The organism is Synechococcus sp. H55.7, assembly GCF_047462395.1.
Taxonomy (GTDB): Bacteria; Cyanobacteriota; Cyanobacteriia; order Thermostichales; family Thermostichaceae; genus Thermostichus.
The window spans coordinates 132,311-145,912 of sequence record NZ_JANSJD010000002.1 but is presented as its reverse complement, the minus strand read 5'-3'; the positions used below and the strand labels follow the sequence as shown (position 1 = coordinate 145,912).

At 60.8% G+C, this 13,602-nt stretch carries 15 protein-coding genes; 8 read left to right on the top strand and 7 right to left on the bottom strand.

What is annotated here, in order from left to right; translation table 11 throughout:
- Positions 1-36: 36 nt before the first annotated feature.
- From NW851_RS01565 to infC, 3 genes are all read right to left on the bottom strand, one after another.
- Positions 37-1,935 carry a serine/threonine-protein kinase gene (locus NW851_RS01565; protein WP_414336729.1) on the bottom strand — a complete coding sequence of 633 codons (1,899 nt, stop codon included), beginning with the start codon at positions 1,933-1,935 and terminating at the stop codon, positions 37-39.
- A 121-nt stretch (positions 1,936-2,056) separates the two neighbouring features.
- Positions 2,057-2,521, bottom strand: a complete 465-nt coding sequence (bcp, locus tag NW851_RS01560; protein WP_414336727.1) for a thioredoxin-dependent thiol peroxidase — start codon at positions 2,519-2,521, stop codon at positions 2,057-2,059.
- 14 nt (positions 2,522-2,535) lie between these two features.
- Positions 2,536-3,093: a translation initiation factor IF-3 gene (infC, locus tag NW851_RS01555; protein WP_414334268.1), complete on the bottom strand. Its 558-nt coding sequence runs from the start codon at positions 3,091-3,093 to the stop codon at positions 2,536-2,538.
- Between the two features lie 287 nt (positions 3,094-3,380).
- On the opposite strand from infC, the gene NW851_RS01550 reads away from it, so the two are divergent.
- The 5 genes from NW851_RS01550 to NW851_RS01530 all read left to right on the top strand — a co-directional run bounded on the left by NW851_RS01550 (position 3,381) and on the right by NW851_RS01530 (position 7,430).
- Positions 3,381-3,620 (top strand): hypothetical protein, encoded by a 240-nt coding sequence (locus tag NW851_RS01550; RefSeq protein WP_414336724.1) that lies wholly within the window; start codon positions 3,381-3,383, stop codon positions 3,618-3,620.
- Positions 3,621-3,648: 28 nt separating this feature from the next.
- Positions 3,649-5,061 (top strand): aspartate ammonia-lyase, encoded by a 1,413-nt coding sequence (locus NW851_RS01545; protein ID WP_414334285.1) that lies wholly within the window; start codon positions 3,649-3,651, stop codon positions 5,059-5,061.
- Between the two features lie 317 nt (positions 5,062-5,378).
- Complete coding sequence (locus tag NW851_RS01540; RefSeq protein ID WP_414334264.1) at positions 5,379-6,362, top strand: DNA adenine methylase; 984 nt, start codon at positions 5,379-5,381, stop codon at positions 6,360-6,362.
- A 4-nt stretch (positions 6,363-6,366) separates the two neighbouring features.
- Positions 6,367-6,720 (top strand): BolA family protein, encoded by a 354-nt coding sequence (locus NW851_RS01535; protein WP_414334262.1) that lies wholly within the window; start codon positions 6,367-6,369, stop codon positions 6,718-6,720.
- Positions 6,721-6,950: 230 nt separating this feature from the next.
- Entirely contained in the window at positions 6,951-7,430 is a 480-nt protein-coding gene (locus NW851_RS01530; protein ID WP_414336722.1) for a TerB family tellurite resistance protein, read from the top strand.
- On the opposite strand, the gene NW851_RS01525 is transcribed toward NW851_RS01530, so the two are convergent.
- Positions 7,411-7,848 (bottom strand): tetratricopeptide repeat protein, encoded by a 438-nt coding sequence (locus NW851_RS01525; RefSeq protein WP_414336721.1) that lies wholly within the window; start codon positions 7,846-7,848, stop codon positions 7,411-7,413. The two genes, NW851_RS01530 and NW851_RS01525, sit on opposite strands and share 20 nt — an antisense overlap.
- A 258-nt stretch (positions 7,849-8,106) precedes the next feature.
- Here NW851_RS01525 and NW851_RS01520 point away from each other — a divergent pair, with 258 nt between their 5' ends.
- Positions 8,107-8,739, top strand: coding sequence for a DUF4384 domain-containing protein (locus NW851_RS01520; RefSeq protein ID WP_414334257.1), 633 nt, complete (start codon positions 8,107-8,109; stop codon positions 8,737-8,739).
- 124 nt (positions 8,740-8,863) lie between these two features.
- On the top strand, positions 8,864-9,259 hold the full coding sequence (locus NW851_RS01515) for a DUF4346 domain-containing protein (protein WP_414336719.1): 396 nt from the start codon (positions 8,864-8,866) through the stop codon (positions 9,257-9,259).
- Between the two features lie 37 nt (positions 9,260-9,296).
- On the opposite strand, the gene groL is transcribed toward NW851_RS01515, so the two are convergent.
- The 3 genes from groL to NW851_RS01500 all read right to left on the bottom strand — a co-directional run bounded on the left by groL (position 9,297) and on the right by NW851_RS01500 (position 12,639).
- Positions 9,297-10,925, bottom strand: coding sequence for a chaperonin GroEL (gene groL / locus NW851_RS01510; protein ID WP_414336717.1), 1,629 nt, complete (start codon positions 10,923-10,925; stop codon positions 9,297-9,299).
- 185 nt (positions 10,926-11,110) lie between these two features.
- Positions 11,111-11,440 (bottom strand): 30S ribosomal protein PSRP-3, encoded by a 330-nt coding sequence (locus tag NW851_RS01505; RefSeq protein ID WP_414334283.1) that lies wholly within the window; start codon positions 11,438-11,440, stop codon positions 11,111-11,113.
- Between the two features lie 77 nt (positions 11,441-11,517).
- The gene (locus tag NW851_RS01500; protein ID WP_414336716.1) at positions 11,518-12,639 is read right to left on the bottom strand and encodes an NAD(P)/FAD-dependent oxidoreductase; all 1,122 of its coding nucleotides are present in this window, start codon (positions 12,637-12,639) and stop codon (positions 11,518-11,520) included.
- Positions 12,640-12,790: 151 nt separating this feature from the next.
- Here NW851_RS01500 and NW851_RS01495 point away from each other — a divergent pair, with 151 nt between their 5' ends.
- Positions 12,791-13,501 (top strand): Uma2 family endonuclease, encoded by a 711-nt coding sequence (locus NW851_RS01495; RefSeq protein WP_414336714.1) that lies wholly within the window; start codon positions 12,791-12,793, stop codon positions 13,499-13,501.
- The last annotated feature ends 101 nt before the right edge of the window (positions 13,502-13,602 follow it).

Below are 13,602 nucleotides of genomic sequence, written 5' to 3'. Positions count from 1 at the left end.
TGTGTTTACTCAACGAAGATGAGTGTCGGGAGTCGTTCACTCCAAGGGGATCACCTCGGCAGTATGGCCATCCACAGGCAACTGGTTGAGATCCAATTGCCAAAGCTGGAAGCGCTGTGACTGCCCGGCTGTCAGCACCTGCAGCCAGACCAGCCCCTTTTGCCCCACCTGCAACACTTCAGATCCGACGGGCACGGCCACCTGGGCCAAGGGATCCCCCCCTTCGCCGTACAGCCAGAGGGACGAGAACTCTTCTCCCTCCCGACACAGCAGCAGCAGACCCCAAGGGGCTTGGACCATCTGGACAGGCCACCCTCTCAAAAACCAGCGGCGCACCCGCAGCGGATTCACCTGTACCGAGTCGAGGTAGGGGCAGCAACCCTGCTGGGCCGCAAAGAGCAGCCGTTCCCCCAGGCTGACCGCCATCCCTTGGGGATCCAGGGGTAGGCGATAGCGCAGCGGCTGGGATCCCGGCTGCAAAGGCAAGCCGGTGGGATAAGGCACAAGGCTCATCTGCACCCACTGCCGCCCCGCACCGGTCAGCAAAACCAGATAATCCGAGAGGGCCAGCAAGCGGGGCAGGGATCCCGTCCCAGCCGGCTGCGGGCCAGGCCAACGAAAGTAGCGATGGGAATCGGGGAAAGGCTGGGGCCCGGTCGGCTGCCACTGCACAGCCCCCAGCTCTTGGGCGGTGGCCCAGACCAACTCCTGCCGCTTTGCCAGCCAGGTGGCCTGCCAATCCTCCGCAAAACTCAGCAGGGTACGGATGCGCGCGGGACTCAGGTGCAAAAGGCTGCTTTTGGAAAAAGCCAAAGCCTCCGGGAAGCTCGGCAAAGGCAGCACTTGCCGCAACGGTTCGGCCAAGGAGAAACAGGCCAGAGGCGGCGCTCCTGAGGCAAGGGTCTGCAGCTCCAGCCACTCCAGCTTCTGGGAGGTCACTCGCAACAGCAGCGGGGAACGGCAGCCACTGGGATCCTCGCAGATGTAGAACTTTTGCTCAGGCGGGGACTCCATCCCGCCACCGCCCACAAAACCCGGATCCGGCAGATCCCAGACCTGCAGGCCGGGGGGGGATCGCCTGGACAGGTGCGGGCCAACCCAACAACTGGCTGGCTCCTGCCACTCCTGAGCAAACACCGCCAGAGCTGAGCGCATCTGCGCCGCCGTGCGAAACCGCCGCAAGGGCAATTTGCGCAACGTGATCTCCAGCAGTTCCTGCAGCGGGGCCGGGATCCCTTCTGGGCAGACAAACGGCTGGTTGAGGTGGGCGTGCATCAACTGGCTGGGGGAGCCGGAAAAGGGCCGCTGACCCGTCAACAGCTCCAGGAGGATGATCCCCACCGCGTAGAGGTCAGAAGCGGGGCCAAACTGGCCGTAGAACCGCTCTGGCGCCATGTAGGCCGGCGAGCCGGTGGCGGCGATCTCGCCGGGGGCAGGTTGGGGGTGGCGGGCGATGCCAAAGTCCGTCAGCTTCAGTTGCCAGCCCTGGGGTGTGGGCTTGAGCAAAATGTTCTCCGGCTTCACATCGCAGTGGATCACCCCCTGGCGATGGGCATGATCCAGCCCGGCCAAGATCTGATCCACAAAGCCCAAAACCTGCTTGACCGGCAGCCACAGCCCCCGCTCCACCTGGTCGATCAGCTCCCGCAGGGTGCCCCCCTCGCAGTACTCCAACACCAAATACCGCCCCTCGCGGGCATGTTCGAGGGCGTAGCAGCGGGTGATATTGGGGTGGTTCAACGTCAGCAAGTAGCGCAGCTCCCGCAGCAGGTTGGGGGTGGGGAAACGCTCCGCCGGCAGCTCCTTGAGGGCCACCAGCTCCCCCCCTTGGCGGGGCCGGGCGCAAAACACGCGCCCATACTGACCTTGGCCAGCCAGACCCAAAATTTGGTAGCTCTCGTGAATGGACTTGGTGGTACGGGTGCGTCGGGACACGGCCCCAGGGGAATCCATACCGGCACTTTGTATCGTTATATCCCCTGCCCGCTCTCTTCTTGTCCTAATCTCGGCACCTTTGCCGACAGGGCTGCTCCCCCTGCACCCACCAATGGAGAGACTAGGAGCCGGTCAACTGCTGGAGCAGCTCCGCCGCGTGGGTCTCCACTTTGACCTTGGTGATGATAGCCTCGATCTTCCCCTCCGGATCGATGACAAAGGTGGTGCGGTGGATGCCGTTATAGACTTTGCCCATGAACTTTTTCGGGCCATAGACGCCGTAGGCGGTGGCCACCTTGGCCCCCTCGTCCACCAACAGCGGAAAAGGCAGTTGCAGCTTCTGGGCAAATTTTTGGTGGGAACGGGCATCGTCGGCGCTCACCCCCAAGATGTGGATCCCCTGGGCCTGATACTCGGCGTAGGCATCCCGAAAGCCACAGGCTTCTTGGGTGCAGCCGGGGGTGTTGTCCCGCGGGTAAAAATAGAGCACCACCCGCCGGCCCCGCAACTGGCTCAAGCTGATCAAGTTGCCCTCGGCATCGGGCAAGGTGAACTCCGGCGCGGGATCCCCAACAGCAAGAGGCATGGCGGGATCCCTCCTCAGGTGGATTTTTTCGGGGAGAGGATCATCGTGATGTTGCGCCCTTCCTTTTGGGGAGGCTGCTGCATTTCCGCTACGCCTTCTAGGTCTTTGAACAAGCGCTGCAGCAGTTCTTCCCCCAACTCGGCGTGCTGGGCCTCGCGACCGCGAAACATCACCGTGGCTTTCACCTTGTCTCCATCCCCCAAGAACTGTTGGGCGCTGCGCAGGCGCACGTGGTAGTCGTGCTCGCCGATGTTGTAGCGAAACTTCACTTCCTTGATCTCGGCAGTGTGTTGTTTTTTGCGGGCCTCCCGCTCTTTTTTCTCCTTCTCAAACTTGAACTTGCCGTAGTCCATGATGCGGCAGACGGGGGGATCCGCTTTGTCGCTCACCAAGACCAGGTCTAGGTCTTTTTCTTCGGCCAGGCGCAGGGCTTCGCGCGGGCTCATGATCCCCAACTGGGTGCCGTCGGTATCGATGAGGCGGATTTTGGGGAAGCGGATGCGCTCGTTGATGGCCGGCAGCTCTGCACGCTGCTTGCGGGGAAAGCGGTCAAGTGGACGCTCTACGGACAAGTTTTCCTCTCTGAACGGAACGCAGGACAAAGACAAATGCCAAAAGAAGCAGACGCCTTTTGGGCGGCGCCGACCCACAGACTTGAACTCTCCAAGCGGCTGTCGGCCCGCCGGCCAAGGCATGCTGCACCTATACTAGCTGGCATTTTCTATCTCCTTCTAGAGCTGTCAAGAGTTGTCAAGGCTCGCTCACCTGGGATCCGGTCAGGTTCCGCGGTAGGATAACCAAAGCAGCGATCCGGACGGGATCGAGGGTTGTTTGTCGGCCAGCAGGGAGGGCAAAAGCGGTGCAACTGGGTTTAACGGAACGGGAACTAAAAGACCTGGCCCAGAAGTCGGTTCAGCTCATCTTGAGCCCGCGGGAGGGGGATAGCGAGGCGCTGATCCAGTACAAGTCTTCGGCGGAATTTCGGGCCGGAGTCCATCTGGCCTGCGCGGCCATGGTACTGGTTTTGGCGGAAAACAACGAGCGCATCGGCCAACAGTTGGCCGCCCTCCAGGAAAAGGGATCCCTGCCTGCCGGCTGAAGCGGCGGCCCCCAAACATCATCCGGCCATGGTTCCAGAGACTACTCCGCCGCAAGTGCGCAGCGAACGAGACTCGATGGGGGAGCGACAACTGCCCCAATCGGTTTACTACGGCATCCAAACCGCCCGCGCCCTGGAGAACTTTCCCATCAGCGGCCTCAGGCCTCTGCCAGAGTACGTGGAAGCCTGTGTGCTGATCAAAAAGGCGGCGGCTGAAGTCAACGGCGAGCTGGGCTGCATTCCGGCAGAGGTGGCCAAGGCGATTGTCCAAGCAGCAGACGAGATCCTCCAGGGATCTCTGCGGGATCAATTTGTGGTGGATGTGTACCAGGCGGGGGCGGGCACCTCTCACCACATGAATGTGAACGAGGTGCTGGCCAACCGGGCTTTGGAGATCCTGGGGGAGCCCAAGGGACGCTACGAGCGGGTCAGCCCCAACGACCACGTCAACTACGGCCAGTCCACCAACGACGTGATCCCCACCGCCATCCGCCTGGCCGCCCTGTCGCGGGTGCGGCGGGATCTGTTGGTCACACTGGACAACCTGGTGGCGGCACTGGAGCAGAAGGCCCAAGAGTTTCGCGGCATCCTCAAAGCCGGTCGCACCCATTTACAGGATGCTGTCCCTGTAAGGCTGGGGGACAGCTTTGGGGCCTATGCGGCCATCTTTGCCCAGCACCGCCGCTGGATCGAGGAGGCCAGCCAGGCTCTGTGCAGCTTAGGGTTGGGGGGTAGCGCGGTCGGCACCGGCCTCAACACCCCCCCCCAGTACCGACAACAGGTGGTGCAGCGGCTGGCGGATTACACCCAGTTGCCCCTCACCCCGGCTCCCCATCCCATGGCAGCGATGCAGAGCATGGCCCCCTTTGTGCACCTGTCGGGATCCCTGCGCAACCTGGCCCAGGACGGCATCAAACTGGCCAATGACCTGCGGCTGATGGATTCCGGCCCCAAGACCGGCCTCAAGGAGATTCAACTGCCGCCGGTGCAGCCCGGCTCCTCCATCATGCCCGGCAAGTACAACCCGGTGCTGGCCGAGATGCTGAACATGGTCTGCTTCCAGGTGATCGGGCTGGACACCGCCATCACCCTCTGTGCTCAGGCGGGGCAATTTGAGCTGAACGTGATGATGCCCCTCATCGCCTACGACCTTCTGCACAGCCTGCAGATCTTGAACAACAGCCTGCAGGTCTTCGCCGAGCGCTGCATTCAAGGCATCATCCCCTACCCGGAGCGGTGCCGCAGCTATGCGGAAGGAACTCTCGCTCTGGTGACCGCCCTCAACCCCTACATTGGCTATTTGCAGGCGGCAGAGATAGCCAAGCTCTCCCTGGAAACCGGCAAACCCATCCGCCAAATCCTGTTGGAGCGCAACTTGATGAGCCCGGAACAGGTGGCCAAAGTGTTGGACCTAGAGGCGATGAGCCAAATGCAGTCCTAGCCCATTCACTGCAGAGAGGGAATACTGCTCCCAGAACCGTTACCCCCCGCCCAGCATCATTTGCCCAACACCTCAGGTTTTGTAGTCAATGAAACGTTTCTCTACGTCGTTATTGCTACGCAACGCCGCCGCGAACGCACTGGCGAGGCGGAGCGCTACCCCTAACTCCCCTCTCCCTCCGGGAGAGGGGCCGGGGGTGAGGGCTGACTCCCTCCGGGAGAGGGGCCGGGGGTGAGGGCTGACTCCCTCCGGGAGAGGGGCCGGGGGTGAGGGCGCTAGCAGCGCGGAGCACTTAGAAGGTAAAAAAGTAAACACCAATGAACGGCCAGATACCTTCCTACCCTTGTCCGCCCGTTCACGGCCTCAGCCCGAGCAAAGGCGGGGCTTTGCGTTGGGAAGAACGCGGGAGTCCAAACCCCGCCCCGGCAGCACCAGCCGTTCGAGCGCGTCCCTTCCTAAAATGGGCAGGGGGGAAAGGGCAACTGCTCAGCCAATACGAACCCTTTTTCCCGCGCAACTGGAACACCTATCACGAGCCCTTTTTGGGGGGTGGAGCGGTCTTTTTTCATCTGGCCCAAGGGATCCCGGGTTCTCGGCGCTTTGTGTTGTCGGATATTAACCCTGAGCTGGTGAATGTATATTGCTGCCTGCGGGATCGGGTGGAGGAGATCATTGCTCTGCTCAGCCACCACCAAGCCCACCACAGCCGGGAGCACTACTACACGATCCGCGCAACTCGTTTTGCGGATCCGGTGCAACGGGCGGCACGGCTGATTTACCTAAACAAAACCTGTTTCAACGGCCTCTACCGGGAAAACTCGCGGGGAGAGTTTAATGTCCCTCTGGGCCGTTACCGTCATCCCCGCATTTGCGACGCGGAGAACCTGCGGGCCGTGGCACGAGTTTTACAGGGCGTAGAGATCGCGGTGCAGCCGTTTTGGCAGGTGCTGGAACGGGCCGAACCCGGAGATTTTGTCTATCTGGATCCTCCTTACCATCCGCTGTCTGCCAGCAGCAGCTTCACCGCCTACAGCCGGTTTGCGTTTGGCGAAACCGAACAAATCCGCCTGCGAGAGGTATTTGGGACGTTGGCCGACCGAGGGGTGCAGGTGCTGCTCTCCAATTCCGATTGCCCCTTTGTGCGGGAGCTGTACCGGGATTACCCCATCCAAACCATCGTTGCCAGCCGTGCCATCAACTGCCAGGGCCACAAACGCGGTCCCATCACCGAGGTTCTGGTTCTGAGCCATCCCACCTGCAGAGCAGAGGAAGGGATCCCGTTTTGCCCCAGAAGCGTCTAGGGTGATGGATGAGCAGGTTGAGATCCGAAACGGGATCTTGAGCTCCGGCACACATTTGAACAGACCATGGGGACAACAGCGCATGGATCCACGAGAAATCGAGGCGTTGCTACAGGCTGCCCTGCCCGGCGCAAGGGTGCAGGTGGAAGACACTGTCGGCGATGGCAGCCACTTTCAGGCCATTGTAGTGGCCGAGCAATTTCAGGGCCTGCCCCTGATCAAGCAGCATCGGCTGGTGAATGAGGCCTTGAAAACCTATTTACAGGATGGCCGCCTCCATGCTTTGGCTCTGCGCACCTTTACCCCCGCTCAGTGGGAGCAGTTCCGCGGGCTAGATTCGGGTTCACCGGCTGATTGAGCCAAGAGACTCATTCTCCGATGCGTTGCCCCTGCGCCTTGGGCTACACAGAGCATGCGACTGGTAGGACGCCCAAGCGCTTCCCTCTCTCTTGGGGAGAGGGGCCGGGGTGAAGCAGGAAGTGAGTGTCTGAATCGGGTTGGAAAGAGCCATCGAGCAGACACCAAACTTAACCGAAATGGTCTGGGATCCGCTTCTAAACTGGCAGATGAGCCACCCCAGGAGGATATATGCCCACTCCATCCCCGCCCGGCATTACCCCCAAGCAAATGAATCTGCTGCGAGCTGTCACCGCGATGGCCTGGTCTGATGGCGCGCTGGAGGTTGCGGAAGTGGAGCTCATCGCCCAGCAACTCTCGCGGCATTTTGCTTCGCATCCCGGCCAGCAGGCCAGCTTAGCGCAGGAGATCCGCCAGTATTTGGTGCAGCAAGTCCCGTTGGCAGAGGTGCTGTCCAAAGTCAACGATGAGGCCGAGAAGCGTCTCATCCTCAAGTTGGGCTACCTGGTGATTGCGGCCAGCGCCCGCAGCCCGGAAGAACCCGTGGTGAATCTGGAAGAGCTGGACGCCTTTCGGCAGTTGGTGGATAGGCTGCAGTTGCCCCCAGAAGTGGTACGACAGGTCTCTCAAGAAGCAGAGGCCGAACTCGGGGATCCCAGCATTGCGCCAATTGAAGCCCTGGTGCAGGGGTTTACCCGCCACTGCCGCTAGAGACCTGGGTGGGCGGCTGGTGGTTGCGAATGGCCCGCCTGACCAAATTGAGAAAAGCAAAGGCTCGTTGATCGGTGGGATCCAAGCTCATCACCGCTTGAAAGGCTGCTTCCGCCTGCTGCAGAACGGATAGCTCGATTTGGCCATCCTCATCTGCTTCCAGTTGGGCCTTTTGCAACAGGAGGGCCCCTCGATTGTAATGGGCTGCCACATGGTTGGGATCTGCCGCCAAAACGGCTTCCAGCTCTGCCAAGGCCGGATCCAGGTAGCCGCTCATACCCAGCACCCAGGCCAGCTTGTACCGAGCTTCGGTGTGGGTTGGGTCGGCAGCAACTGCTTGCCGAAACGCCCGCATGGCCGACTGGAAATCTCCCGCTTGTACCGCCGCGATGCCCTCTTGGTAGCTGTCGTGAGCCATAAGCCGGTTGGGGGTTGACTTGGAATCTGGCGCGAGGAAGGGATCCCTTATTTGCAGCTTAGCCCCTCTCAGCTACGTTCCTCCAGATGCCGAGAAGGGAGCCGTGCCCTCGCCGCTGCAGCGTTTTTTTCCCCTCGGTGATGCCATCTGCAGTAGGAGAAACTGCCGCGGCAGGAGATTGGAGATTGCGCAAAGCCTGAGCCGCTCCACCTGGGCCCGTTCCTAGGATGAACATAACCCTTGATCCGGTGTTGAACAATGAACGCCAAACTGCTTTTCCTACCCTTGGCTCTGGGGTTGTCTGTAGCTCCGGCCACCGCTGTTTTTCCGCAAACCTTGGGCATTTACCCCCCCTTGCAAAGGCTGCAACTGGCCGACACTGCTCAGTTGGAGATTGGCACCCGCTCCATCATCGTCAACCCCGTTCCTTCTGACTTGCAGGTCAATTTGGAGCTGGATCGGCGCGGGTCGAACCCCATCTACCGGCCTGGAGAACCGATTGCCATTACCCTGAGCACCAACCGCGATGCCTACGTCTATCTGTTCAGCATCCAAGCCGATGGCCGCACCCATCTGATTTTGCCCAACCGCTTTTCCGGCGGGAACGAGTTTCTGCGGGCCGGAGAAGTGCGTACCTTTCCACCGCCGGGGGCCAGCTACCGGTTGACCATCGCTCCACCTTTCGGCCAAGCCCAGGTGTTGGCCGTAGCCTCTCCCCGTCCGCTGAACTTCCAGGAGATCGCCTCTTTTGAGCAGAGTGGCTCCTTTGCCGATGTGCGGGTGCGGGGATCCCAATTGGGCAGTGCCATCGCCCGCGCCATTGTCGTCGAAGGGATCCCTTCCGACCAGTGGGTGACGACCACACGATTTTATCGAGTGGCCCCCCGCTAGCCCAAGACAGGATCCATCCGCCAGGACCGAGGTTGTCCAAAAAGCAGCTTCATCTGTCACAATGAAGGCAGGCAAACGTAGCCTCGGCTACGTTTCTCTCTTGCGGTCTTGGGTCAGCCGTTCTATGCTTCCTTCCTCCACGCCCCTGAGCGAGCAGATGCGCAGCCTTGACGACCATCTCTCCCGCCGGCCCTTGGAGCTGGATCCGGCGGGTTACTTTGTCATCTACCTGGATCGGGAGCAGAACCTGATTTGCGCCAAGTACTACCGCACTGTAATTAACGAGCGGGGGCTGGCCACCGATCCGGAAACAGGAGCCGTGCTCCCGGCCAGGGGCTCCGTCAATCGCTCCCCTGAACGGGTGTATGTTGGACGCACGGCCAAAGAACTGTGTGTGCAGATCTTCGAAAAAGAGCAGGAGAGGGTTGTCTCTCAGCTCAGCCATGCGGCCTACCTGGGACGGGAGTTTCAGAAGGCCGAAGCTGCCCTGCTCTCCGGCGCGGAGTACATCCAAGACTAAGCCCGTCCCAGCAGCGCCGGAGCTTACGTTTGAGGGGCTACATCATACCCATGCCCCCGGAGCCAGCCGTCGGGGCTGCCGGTTTGGGCTCAGGTTTTTCCACCACAATCGCTTCGGTCGTGAGATACATTCCGGCTATGGAAGCCGCGTTTTGCAACGCCGAGCGCACCACCTTGGCCGGATCCACGATCCCCTGAGCAAACATGTCCACATAGGTTCCGGTCAGGGCATCGAAGCCAAAAGGCATCTCCTTCTCCAGAACTTTTTCCACCACCACCGACCCTTCCAGACCGGCATTGTGGGCAATCTGATAGAGCGGAGCCTGCAAAGCCCGGTAGACAATCTCTGCCCCCACCTGCTCTTCCGACTTCAAGGTTGCCTTGAAAGCCGGGATCCCTTTGGCCAGATGCAAAAGCGTCGCCCCACCGCCGGGAACGATCCCTTCTTCCACCGCCGCTCGAGTGGCATTCAGGGCATCCTCAATGCGCAGCTTGCGGTCTTTGAGCTCTGTTTCGGTGGCAGCCCCCACTTTGATCACCGCCACCCCACCGGCCAACTTGGCAATCCGCTCCTGCAGCTTCTCGCGGTCGTACTCGGAATCGGTGGTTTCCAGTTGCTTGCGAATTTGGGCCACCCGCTTCTCCACCGCCGCTTTGGTGCTGCCATCGGTGACGATTGTCGTTTTATCTTTGGTGACGGTGATCTTGCGGGCCAGCCCCATCATGTTCAGGGTGACGTTCTCCAACTTGATGCCCAGATCCTCGGAGATGAGCTGCCCGCCGGTGAGAATGGCAATGTCTTCCAGCATGGCCTTGCGCCGATCCCCAAAAGCCGGAGCCTTGACCGCCACCGCGTTGAGCACCCCCCGCAGCTTGTTGACCACCAGAGTGGCCAGCGCTTCTCCCTCCACATCTTCTGCGATGACCAAAAGAGGCCGACCTTCACGGGCCACCCGCTCCAGGATGGGCAGCAAATCTTGCAGGCTGGAGATCTTGTTGCTGGTGATGAGCAGATAGGCATTTTCGTATTCGGCCACCATCCGCTCGGTGTCGGTAACAAAATAGGGGGAAATGTAGCCGCGGTCGAACTGCATCCCTTCTACAACTTCCAATTCCGTCTCCAAGGACTTGGATTCCTCGACGGTGATCACCCCCTCTCGCCCCACGGCATCCATGGCCTTGGCAATCATCTCCCCCACCTCGCTGTCATTGCCGGCAGAGATGGTGGCTACTTCCGCAATGGTTTTGCGGCCTTCCACAGGCTTGGCATGGGCGGCAATTTGCTCCACTAAGTAGGCGGTGGTCTTTTCAATGCCGCGCCGCAAGGCCACAGGGTTGGCACCCGCTGAAATGTTTTTCAGCCCTTCCCGCACCATGCTCTGGGCCAAGATGGTGGCAGTGGTGGTACCATCCCCGGCCACATCGTTGGTCTTGGAGGCCACTTCCCGCATCAACTGGGCACCGGTGTTCTCCAAGGGATCCGCCAACTCGATTTCTTTGGCAATCGTGACCCCATCGTTGACGATCTGGGGGGCACCAAACTTCTTCTCCAAGACCACGTTGCGCCCTTTGGGGCCAACCGTAACCTTGATCGCATCCGCCAGTTGATTGATGCCCTGCTCCAGCGCCTTGCGGGCCTCTTCTCTAAACAGAATCCGTTTTGCCATAAAATCCGCGATCCTCGTAATTTCGACTGGGCTACCTGTGCCGAGTGCTGCCGGGCGGAGTGGAAGAATCCATCGGCTCAGCCAACAGAAAGTTAGCACTCTAAACTCCTGAGTGCCAATCTAGCCCAAAACTGGGAGACTCAGCAAGGTGGGACAGATCCGGGGTCAGGTTGTGGCCGAGAGGCTTAGGAGTTGCCGCCGATCAGGATGTCGGGAAACTGGGCCTGGGCTTCGCTGATGGGGCGGTTGCGTCCGCCGTTTTGCCAGTAGTTGATGAGTTCGGTGGCTTGGTTGAGCAGAGTGATGCGATCTTCCTCGCTGATCCAAGTTTTGCTCTCCAGCTCAGCTTTGAGCTGTTCCCAGGCGTCATCTCGCGGCCAGAAGAAGTAGTGGGTGAGGGGGCTGCGGTTTTTGGCCACCACCTGATCCACAGCAATAGCCAAGTCGTTTTCTAGCCACAGGGCTTTTAGGGCGAACTTCGGCAAGGCTCTCTTCTCCTTTGCAGGACTCGACAGGTCACACGCTGGCCCGGCCTGAGCCGGGCAGCCTTCTATTCTGACATAAGTCCGCCTCCCTCAGGGGATAGGCCCGCTCAGCCCTGTTTAGGTCTTGGGGCAAAAGCGCTTAGATCGCAGAGGGCTGTTTTCCCTTTCAGCACCAAATCTCTCAGGACGGCGGCGCTAATCGGGGCCAGCAACACTCCATTGCGGTAGTGGCCAGTGGCAACAAAAAGATTGACATAGCCGGGAGCCGGCCCCAGGATGGGGGCGCGCTGCCCCACCGGTCGAGGGCGGTGGCCGGCCCAGTGCTCCAACAAAGTCGCTTCGGCCAAAGCCGGGCAGAGCCGGATGGCGCGGGCCAGCAGATCTTGCAGCGCCAGCAGCGTCGGCTGGGGATGGGGGGCCTGAAACTCCACGGTTGCCCCCACCCACAGGGATCCATCGCCCAGGGGGACCAGATGCAGATCCTCGTCGCTGACCACCGGCCCCAGGGGGATCCCAGCAGCTTTGATCCGCAGGGCCTGGCCCTTGACGGCCTGCAACGGCATCTGCAACCTCAGCTTCTCAGCCAAAGGGGAGCTGCCCAGGCCGGCAGCGAGAACGACATAGCCTGCCGAGAAGGTGAGGGCGGGCGTATCAATTGCCTGCAGGCGAAAGGGGGGATCCGGGCTGCGCTGGATCTTCTGAACCGGCTGATGGAAGAAAAAGCGGGATCCCTTGCGCTGGGCTGCTTCCAAGAGGGCCTGAGTGAGGAGCTTGGGTTGGACTTGGCGATCCTGGGGCGAGTAGAGGGCCCCCGCCAGGTCGCTGCGCAAACCCGGCTGCAGGGATCCCACTTCGCCGGGGCTAAGCAGCTCCAGGCGGTAACCTGCTTGCCGCCGAGCCGCCAGGGTTGCTTGCCAAGCGTCCACTTCCTCCTCCCGAAGGAGCTTGAGGATGCCGTGCCGATTGACGGGCAAATTCCGACCCAAGTCCGCTTCCAGCCGGGCAATCAAGGGATCAAACTGCTCCAGGCTTTTCAGGCGCAACTGCACCACCTCCCCATCCGGCTGGCGGCTGCAGATCCCCATCAACACCCCCAGTGACGCGCCCGTGGCGCCTGAGGCCGGATCCTTGGCGTCGATCCCAACCACTGATAGCCCTGCGGAAGACAGCTCGTAGGCGATGGCACAGCCCACCACGCCACAGCCAATCACCAAAACGTCACAGTTCAAGGTTCCTCCTCAAAGAGATCCCTTTTGCCGTGATACCCCATTCTCCGGGCGGGATCCCTTCTGGAGAGCGGCCAGCTTTGCCGCCCTTGTCCTCTGCGGCAAAAAGTAGGGGAAACGGCTAAGATGTCGACATCCCCGACTGCCTTCGCCCATGGATACTGAACTGCTGCTGCCCGACCTCGCTGATCTGGTCACTGAGGACGATACCCCGGTGGATAACTTTGCCTCTGAAAAGCAGCAGCGTCTCCTGACGGGGGCACTCTACAGCTCTCTGCCCCACAAAACCTTCCTGGCAGCAGCCAATGTGGGCATCTACACCACCCCTAACCGACCTCCCATCGTGCCGGATGTTTTTCTCAGCCTGGATGTCACGGTGCCGGAACAATGGTGGGAGAAGCAGAACCGGTGCTATCTGCTCTGGCAATTTGACAAGCCGCCGGATGTGGTGATTGAGATTGTCTCCAACCGCGAAGGCGACGAGCTAGGGGGCAAACTCAGTCGCTACGAGCAGATGCGGGTCAGCTACTACGCGGTTTTTGATCCCAACCACGAGCTGGGGCCAGAGGAGCTGCGCATTTTCGAGCTGCGAGGCCGCCACTATGCGGAAATGACCGAGACCTGGCTGGAACAGGTGGAGCTGGGCCTGAGGCTGTGGGACGGAGTTTTCGAGGGGAAACAAGCCCGCTGGCTGCGCTGGTGCGACGCCCAAGGGCAGTTGCTGTTGACGGGAGATGAGCGGGCCGAGCGGGAGCGCCAGCGGGCTGAGCGGGAGCGCCAACGAGCCGAACAGGAGCGCCAACGGGCTGAGCGTCTGGCGGAAAGGTTGCGGGCTTTGGGCGAGGATCCTGATCTGGAGAGGTGACATACTCCTGGCCCTCACCGCATCCCACCCTAAGTGAAGGTCTCAGGAAAACCTATCTCCAAAGTCGCTGGGGATCCCCCGCTTTCCCCTACACTCAAAGA

Coding starts and splice junctions, on each gene's coding strand:
- bcp (WP_414336727.1), bottom strand. CDS start 2,521: ATGCCTCTTGCTGTTGGGGATCCCGCGCCGGAGTTCACCTTGCCCGAT.
- NW851_RS01545 (WP_414334285.1), top strand. CDS start 3,649: ATGGTTCCAGAGACTACTCCGCCGCAAGTGCGCAGCGAACGAGACTCG.
- NW851_RS01540 (WP_414334264.1), top strand. CDS start 5,379: ATGAACGGCCAGATACCTTCCTACCCTTGTCCGCCCGTTCACGGCCTC.
- NW851_RS01535 (WP_414334262.1), top strand. CDS start 6,367: ATGGATGAGCAGGTTGAGATCCGAAACGGGATCTTGAGCTCCGGCACA.
- NW851_RS01530 (WP_414336722.1), top strand. CDS start 6,951: ATGCCCACTCCATCCCCGCCCGGCATTACCCCCAAGCAAATGAATCTG.
- NW851_RS01525 (WP_414336721.1), bottom strand. CDS start 7,848: ATGGCTCACGACAGCTACCAAGAGGGCATCGCGGCGGTACAAGCGGGA.
- NW851_RS01520 (WP_414334257.1), top strand. CDS start 8,107: ATGAACGCCAAACTGCTTTTCCTACCCTTGGCTCTGGGGTTGTCTGTA.
- NW851_RS01515 (WP_414336719.1), top strand. CDS start 8,864: ATGCTTCCTTCCTCCACGCCCCTGAGCGAGCAGATGCGCAGCCTTGAC.
- groL (WP_414336717.1), bottom strand. CDS start 10,925: ATGGCAAAACGGATTCTGTTTAGAGAAGAGGCCCGCAAGGCGCTGGAG.
- NW851_RS01495 (WP_414336714.1), top strand. CDS start 12,791: ATGGATACTGAACTGCTGCTGCCCGACCTCGCTGATCTGGTCACTGAG.